The sequence below is a fragment of the Streptomyces sp. NPDC048411 genome (genome assembly GCF_040704695.1).
In the GTDB taxonomy this organism is placed as follows: domain Bacteria; phylum Actinomycetota; class Actinomycetes; order Streptomycetales; family Streptomycetaceae; genus Streptomyces.
In genome coordinates this window covers 1-7,167 of the sequence record NZ_JBEZKL010000227.1, presented here as the reverse complement: position 1 = coordinate 7,167, position 7,167 = coordinate 1, and the positions used below count along the sequence as shown (strand labels likewise).

The window sequence follows — 7,167 nt, the reverse complement described above, 5'->3', positions numbered from 1 at the left end:
CGCTGGAGCATCAGCTCCTCCACCTCGCGGAAGCTGAGCAGGAATCGGAAGTACAGCCACACGCAGTGGGAGATGACCTCAACCGGATACCGGTGACCCCTATACGACGGCGACGCGCTCTCCACGGACGAGTCCCCTCCAGCATGATCAACCAGAAGATCATCCCATCCGGTCAGCCAACGTGACAGCGCCGTTCATCAAGGTCAACGAGGAGCGGAAGTACCTGTGGCGGGCCGTCGACCAGGACGGCAACGTGCTCGACATCCTCGTGCAGAGCCGCCGGGACAAGGCCGCCGCCCGGCGCCTCTTCCGCAGGCTGAGGAAGAAGACGAGCGCGGTGCCGCGAGTGATTGTCACGGACAAGCTTCGCTCCTACGGCGCGGCCCACCGCGAGGTCATGCCCTCCGTCGAGCACCGCTCCCACAAAGGCCTGAACAACCGGGCCGAGAACAGCCACCAGCCCACCCGCCAGCGTGAACGCGCGATGAAGGGCTTCCGCAGCGTCGGCGCGGCCCAGCGGTTCCTGTCCGCGTTCAGCGGCATCTCACCCCACTTCCGACCCCACCGCCACCTGATGACCGCCCCCGACCACCGAGCCGAGATGACCATCCGCTTCACCATCTGGGACCAGATCACCGAGAACATCAGCCGGCCAGCCGCGGGCTGACCCGGGATCCCGCCGCAGGGATCCGCACCCGAACGCGCCGTCAGGCGCCCACGCACCCAACAACGTGACAACGCCGTCACGGCCGATGACCGCTCCCATTAACATGGCATCGCCGCGGATCACCGATACGTCGAAGTCGGCGTCCTTTCGGATGATCGCCTTGTTGAAGTATGCGTCTCCTCGGATCTCGGCCCCGCGGAAGTCGGCACTGCTGGTGAACTGCGCTCGATCAAAGTGCGTGTTGCCCAGGCAAGGCCGGCCGGTGTCGGGATCGGAAAGGGCAGAGCGCAGTTTGTCCATCAGGCGCGGGGTGATGCGGGTCCCACGGTGGTCGATGTCGCTACCCGGAGCGAGCCCGGCGAGGTAGGAATCGAGCTGGTCGTCTGTGAGGTGTGCCAGGCATGCGGTGTGTGGGTCGACACTGCGACCCTGGCAGCCGAACGTTCGGCCAGTGGCCGGGTCTGCTCCAAGGCCGCAGTACGGCCACTCAGGTTCGGTAGGGGCTGCAGTCATGACCTGATGGACGTCGAGCGCTGTCCAGTGGTTGTACCCATCCCGGACAGCCCGTCATCCGCCGCCAGGCCGGACCTCGTTGAACTCACCGAGGCTGGCCGGACAGCGCTGAGTCATCGGTGTTGTGTGACTCGGAGTCGCCGTTGGTCAGGGCCAGGAACGGGCCGGGATCTGCCAGTTCGGCCACGGCCGCTTCCAGATCGCGCTCCGCAGCGGCGGGCAGCGGGACGCCGAAGGCGGCGGCCCGGGCGAGCCCGCTCCGCCAGAGGCCGGTGTAAGCGTGCTCCCAGTCGCCCAGCCGGTCAGCGCCGGTGCCCAGCGCCGTGCGGCGGGCGTTGAACAGCGCGGCGCGGCCAGCGGATGCGGCGGCCAGCTCGCCCATCGAGGAGGCGAAGGCGGTCAGTTCGGCGTCCAGGGCCGGGGTGTGGCCGTCGCGGTGCAGCAGTTCGGCCAGTTCAGTGCGCGGGTACAGGTCCTCCAGCACGAGCAGGCGGGAATCCGGTGAGGCGGCGTGCAGGCCTGGTGCGAGGTCGAGGCGGAGGTCGTCGGCGATGAAGGCGAGCGCGGCGTGCTCGCACCGCGTCAGAAGCGGTCACGGGTGGTGGGGAGGATGCTGGTCTACCGGGCCGGTCAGCGTTGGCTCGCCTCTATGGTGTCCTTGGCCACCAGAATGTCGTCGGACCAGCAAAGCCGGTAGAGGTCGACTTGGTCCAACAGGTCGCGGCCGGAGCGGTAGAACTCGCAGTTCGTAGCCGGCGGCCGGGGTGCGGAACTGGCGTGGTCGGGCGGATACGGGAAAGCGCGGGCCGGGAGCAGACGGGCGATCTCGGCGCGGGACCGCCCCGTCTCCAGCTGGTCAAACCGGGACGGCGACAGCACGCCCATCGTCAGCTGCCAGGCCAGATAGACGGCGGCCGGCACGAAGAACGCTGCCGCGACGACCGGCGCCGCGAAGGCGACGACGGAGCGAAGGCGCGCGGCGCGCCGTACCTCGGCGAGCCGTTCGGCGGACTCCGGGGCGGCGCCGAGGTCCATGTCCCTGCCCGTGCCGGGGGTCGCCGCCCGCGTCACAAGGCGGGCCGGGGCCTGGTGCGGGAGAACGGCGGTGACACGGAACCCGCCCTGGTGCGGACCGGTCCACAAGGAGCCGCCGAGAACGGTCACCCGCTCCCGAAGCCCCGTCAGTCCCCGGCGGCCTGCGCCCGAGGCCCGGACTTCGTCCGTCTGCCCAGGCCCGTCAGCGGGCCCGCCCGCCGGTGGGGCCGCGTTGACGACGCTCACGCGGGTGCGGTCGGCCTCGTGGGTGATCCCCACCCGGACCACGCCGCCCGGGGCGTGCTTCACGGCGTTGGTGAGGGCCTCCTGCACCACCCGGTACATTCCGCGTTCGACCAGGGGCGACAGCGCGGGCACCGCTCCACGCCGCTCCCAGCGCACCGGCACCCCGGAGGCGACCGCCTGGCCGAGAAGGTCTTCGACGCTGTCTTTGACGGGCAGGCCGCCCGGGCCCGTCTCCGTCCCCGGCTCCGGTGGTTCGTGCAGGATGGCGACGGTCTCCCGTAGCTGCTCGACGGCGTCCGCGATGGTCCCGCGCAGCTCGGCGAGGTCGGCGCGGTCGCGGTTGGTGAGGTCGGGGGAGAGCTCCAGGGCGCCGGCACGCAGGGCAACCAGGCTCAGGACATGGCCGAGGGAGTCGTGCATGTCGGCCGCGATGTCCGCGCGTTCGGCCAGCCGGGCCCGCTCTGCGACGAGGTGCTGCCGCTCCTCCAGGCTCCGGGCCAGCCGCCATCCCTCCCGTACGAGTTCGCGCCGGCCGCGCCAGTGCCGTCCGGCCAGCCAAGGCAGCAACAGGGCGGCGGGCAGCACGGTCAGGACGTAGAACCACCACACGGCCTGCACCCGCAGCACGGCGCCGGCCGCGACGTCGACGGCCAGGCAGACGGCGAGCACCAACAAGGGCGCCCGGGCCGCGGCGACCCGGGCGCCCAGCAGACAGCTCAGTGCGGCCAGCGACACGACGTGGGCGTTGGCGGGGGTCGCGGAGTCGGCCAGGCCCAGCGCACACAGCCCGTTGACCAGGAACACCGCGGCTCCCGGCCAGCTGCGGGACAGCGGCACCGCCACCGCCAGGACGGCCAGCGGGAGCAGCAGGTCCACGACCGGCGAGGCCGCGCCCGCGTCCCGGAACCCGTACCCGGTGGCGGCGGCGAGCACGGCCCACAGAGCCACGTCGACGAGCACGTACCTGGCCAGGTGGATGCGCGGATGCCACATGGTGCGTCAGCGTCCTTCCGCTCGGTGTCGTCACATGCCCGGGTCCATGCTGTGGGGCGTGCCCGAGCGCCCGACACTACGGTGGGCGATCGGCCGACTGCCGGGCCGGGCCCCGGCTGCCACAGGGTCAGGCGTCCCTGCGGCGCAGCACGTACAGGCCGGTCAGGTGTGCCGCCGTGGCCCACGCGGCCACGATCAGGACCGCCGTCGCCGACGTGTACGGGGCGTCGGCGCCGACGCGCATGAAGTGGTCGCCCGCCCCGTGCGGCAGACGGTCGTTGACGGCCGCGAGCCTGTCGCCGCCGAGCCCCAGAAGCACGCTCGGCAGCCCCCACAACAGCATGACGAGGACCGACAGTGCGCCAGCCGGATGTCGCGTGGCGAAGGCCACGCCGACGGTGAGCACGGCGACGAGCGCCTGGTATACCCCGATGGCGAGGATCTGTCCGAGGGTCGTTCCGGCGTCGAACGAGGCCCTCCCGTCGAATGCCCCCCAGGCCACGGCCGTGCCCACCACGGCAAACACGGCGCCGCCGAGGAACGCGACCACGGCCGCCACCAGCGCCTTCGCCGCCTGCACCCGATGCCGCCGCGGCACCCACAACAGTGCCGCCCGTACACTCCCCGTCGAGTACTCGGAGGTCACCGCGACCATCGCCAGGATGACGACGGCGAACTGGGAGATGACGGCGGAGGCGGCCGCAGCGTTCCCGACGGGCTGGACCGGATGCCCGTTGATGCGGGCGATCGAGGCGGAGTAGAAGGTGAACACCCCCGTGATCGCGAGACCCGCCAGAAGACAGAGGCAGGCGGCTCGGACGGAGCAGAGTTTGGTCCACTCAGAAGCGACCGCCCCGGCGAAACCGCCGGGCGTGCGCCGGCCCGGAGTGTCGGGCACGGTCCGCGGCGGAACCGTCCGCCCGCCGTGCGTCGTCGTCGTGTTCACTGTCGGCCCCCTTCTGCGGCGCTGCCCGTCGCGTACTCGACGCTCCGCGCGGTCAGGTCCATGTACGCCTGCTCCAGCGACACCCGGACGTCGCTCAGGCCGTGCAGCCGTACGCCGCAGTGGTGGGCGAGGTCGCCCACCACTGCGGCGGTACTGCCCTCGACGGTGAGTTCGCCGTCCGCAGACGTCTCGACGCCTACACCGTCGATTGCCATCAGGCGGCGGATCAGCGCCGCCCGCTCCTGCGGGTCGGGCACCGAGGCGCGCGCCGACGCGGGCGATGCGGCGGCCAGGAAATCCGTCATGGAGGTGTCGCTCAGCAGCCGCCCCCGCCCGATGACGACGAGGTGGTCGGCGGTCAGCTGCATCTCGCTCATCAGGTGGCTGGAGAGGAACACGGTGCGCCCCTCCGCCGCCTGGTCGCGCACGAGCCGGCGGATCCACCGCACGCCGTCGGGGTCGAGGCCGTTCACGGGCTCGTCCAGAATAAGCACGGGCGGGTCGCCGAGCAGGGCGCCTGCTACTCCGAGCCGCCCGCTCATGCCCAGCGAGTACGTTCCGGCCGGCCGACGAGCCGCCTTGGTCAGGCCCACCGTCTCGAGCACCTCGTCCACCCGGCATACCGGGATGCCGTTGGTCCGGGCCTGAGCGACCAGGTGCGCGCGGCCGGAGCGTGCCGGGTGAGCGGCCCGGGCGTCCAGCATCGCTCCGACCGCCCGCAGCGGCCGATGCAGATCCGCGTAGGGCCTGCCGGCGATCAGGGCCCGCCCGCGCGTGGGGTGGTCGAGACCCAGGATCATGCGCATCGTGGTGGACTTCCCAGCCCCGTTGGGGCCGAGGAAGCCGGTCACGCGGCCGGCCTGGATATCGAAGGTCAGATCGTCCACGGCGAGGGTTTCGCCATAGCGTTTTGACAGTTCTCGGAGGCTGATCACAAAGTTCCTTCGCCGTCGGTCGCAAAGCTCGGCGCACGGGACGCGGCAGGCCGCCGCGTCCCGTACGGCAGCGACGCTAGGAGTGAGCACAGCCGGCGCCTATCGGTCGAAAGGAAGCGGCACCCTGCCTTTCGTCAGGGGTGCTCTCCGACCCGGGACGGATCTTCAGAGCTCACCGCTCACACGGCGGTGAGCCGACCGTACGCTCGTCGCGTGGAAGAGAAGACGCCGAGCAGTCGGCCGGTCCGGGTCCTGGTGGCGGACGACGAGACGATGGTCCGGGCCGGCGTGCGGGCCATCCTGGCGCGGGACCCGCACGTCGAAGTGGTCGCCGAGGCGGGCGACGGGCACGAGGCCATCGCGCTGACCCGCCGACACCGACCGGACGTGGTCCTGTTGGACATCCAGATGCCCGGTCTCGACGGGCTGACGGCGGTGGCACGGTTCCGCCAGGAGCCGACAGCGGTCGGTCTGATCATGCTGACGACCTTCGGTCAGGACGAGTACATCACCCGAGCGCTCGAGGAAGGCGCCGACGGTTTCCTGTTGAAGGCGGACAACCCGAGGGAACTCCTCAACGGCGTACGGGCGGTCGGCGCCGGCGGGGCCTACCTGTCTCCGCGGGTCGCCGCCCGGGTCATCACCGGGATGCGCGCGCACCGGTCTGCACACCCCCACCGTCCACTGAACCGACTGACGGAGCGGGAACGCGACGTCCTGGCCGGACTCGGCGCGGGGCTGTCCAACGCGGAGATCGCGAGCCGACTGCACCTGGTCGAGGGCACGGTAAAAGCGCACGTCAGCGCCGTGCTCACGAAGCTGGGCACGCGCAACCGAGTGGAGGCGGCCATCGCCGCGCACGAGGCCGGCCTGATCCCGCCGCGCCACGGCTGACGCGTGCCCCTCGCCGGATCGAAGTGATCGTGGAAAACGTCACCGAAGAACGCATAGGTCGTGCCCGGCCAGTGTCCTTGCCGGACCCGGGCCAGCGGGCCATCGGTCGCCAGGCTCTTGAAGCCCGCGTTGATCGTGACATGGGCGGCTGGTTCGCGCTGACGACTGCGGTACGCAGGTGGAGCGCGAACCGGTACGGGTTGGCGGCGCCGGGAAACAGCTCCACCAGGGGCGTTGTCACCTCGTCGTGCGCGCCGGTGCCGACCTGGGTGACCTTCGGCAGGTCGTGCTTGCCGGGGGTCGGCGCCGCGTAGGTGCGCAGGGTGTCGGTGGCGGGGCCGGAGGCCGTCTTGTGGGCGGTCTCGGTCTTGCGGTTGCCGACCGCGTCGCAGGCGTACGAGGTCCAGTACGCGTCCGCACGGCCGACGACTGTGTCCGACGGCTTGGCCGAGCACTGCGCGTTCTTGTCGGTCCATGCATCGGTCACCCGGTGCAGCAGGTCCAGCGTGAAGCACTGGGTGTCCGTCGTACGGGCGGTGTCCTGGCCGTAGGAGGTGGAGATGCCGGTGACGTTGTTGGTCTGGTCGTACGAGTAGTGCGCGTCCTCGATGCGCTGCGGTGCGAGCTCACGGTCCAGGTAGCCGTCGGTGAGCGAGCCGGTGTGCTCGTCGTAGACGTAGGACGTGGTGAGCGTGCGGCCGAACTCGCCGTACTTGCGGGCGATGGTGCGACCGTAGTGGTCGTACGGGCACTGTCACGTTGGCTGACCGGGTGGGATGATCTTCGGGTTGATCATGCCGGAGGGGGCTGTCCGTGGAGAGCGCGTCGCCGTCGTACAGGGGGCACCGGTATCCGGTTGAGGTCATCTCCCACTGCGTGTGGCTGTACTTCCGATTCCTGCTCAGCTTCCGCGAGGTGGAGGAGCTGATGCTCCAGCG

The 7,167-nt window shown here is 70.9% G+C and carries 6 protein-coding genes and 3 pseudogenes; 3 read left to right on the top strand and 6 right to left on the bottom strand.

The features are described from left to right. A pseudogene (locus AB0915_RS37540) lies at positions 1-125 on the bottom strand (IS6 family transposase); the annotation flags it as partial. A 68-nt stretch (positions 126-193) separates the two neighbouring features. Between AB0915_RS37540 and AB0915_RS37535 the strand changes: the two are divergent. After that, a pseudogene (locus AB0915_RS37535) lies at positions 194-637 on the top strand (IS6 family transposase); the annotation flags it as partial. Here AB0915_RS37535 and AB0915_RS37530 read toward each other — a convergent pair. The 5 genes from AB0915_RS37530 to AB0915_RS37510 form a co-directional block, all read right to left on the bottom strand. Further along, positions 545-967 (bottom strand): pentapeptide repeat-containing protein, encoded by a 423-nt coding sequence (locus AB0915_RS37530; protein ID WP_366695664.1) that lies wholly within the window; start codon positions 965-967, stop codon positions 545-547. The pseudogene AB0915_RS37535 and the gene AB0915_RS37530 sit on opposite strands and share 93 nt — an antisense overlap. 298 nt (positions 968-1,265) lie before the next feature. Then, the gene (locus tag AB0915_RS37525) at positions 1,266-1,664 is read right to left on the bottom strand and encodes a hypothetical protein (RefSeq protein ID WP_366695662.1); all 399 of its coding nucleotides are present in this window, start codon (positions 1,662-1,664) and stop codon (positions 1,266-1,268) included. Positions 1,665-1,810: 146 nt separating this feature from the next. Further along, positions 1,811-3,454: a histidine kinase gene (locus AB0915_RS37520; protein ID WP_366695660.1), complete on the bottom strand. Its 1,644-nt coding sequence runs from the start codon at positions 3,452-3,454 to the stop codon at positions 1,811-1,813. A gap of 127 nt (positions 3,455-3,581) precedes the next feature. Continuing rightward, the gene (locus AB0915_RS37515; RefSeq protein WP_366695658.1) at positions 3,582-4,400 is read right to left on the bottom strand and encodes an ABC transporter permease; all 819 of its coding nucleotides are present in this window, start codon (positions 4,398-4,400) and stop codon (positions 3,582-3,584) included. Next, entirely contained in the window at positions 4,397-5,335 is a 939-nt protein-coding gene (locus tag AB0915_RS37510; RefSeq protein ID WP_366695656.1) for an ATP-binding cassette domain-containing protein, read from the bottom strand. The genes AB0915_RS37515 and AB0915_RS37510 overlap by 4 nt, the downstream gene beginning before the upstream one ends. A gap of 213 nt (positions 5,336-5,548) precedes the next feature. Here AB0915_RS37510 and AB0915_RS37505 point away from each other — a divergent pair, with 213 nt between their 5' ends. Then, a complete protein-coding gene (locus tag AB0915_RS37505; RefSeq protein WP_366695654.1) occupies positions 5,549-6,229 on the top strand; it encodes a response regulator transcription factor in 681 nt (226 codons plus the stop codon). A gap of 813 nt (positions 6,230-7,042) precedes the next feature. Then, positions 7,043-7,167: pseudogene (locus tag AB0915_RS37500) on the top strand (IS6 family transposase); the annotation flags it as partial.

What these genes read in the sequence shown, in the direction of transcription:
- AB0915_RS37530 (WP_366695664.1), bottom strand. Translation starts at nt 967, where the DNA reads ATGGACAAACTGCGCTCTGCCCTTTCCGATCCCGACACCGGCCGGCCT.
- AB0915_RS37520 (WP_366695660.1), bottom strand. Translation starts at nt 3,454, where the DNA reads ATGTGGCATCCGCGCATCCACCTGGCCAGGTACGTGCTCGTCGACGTG.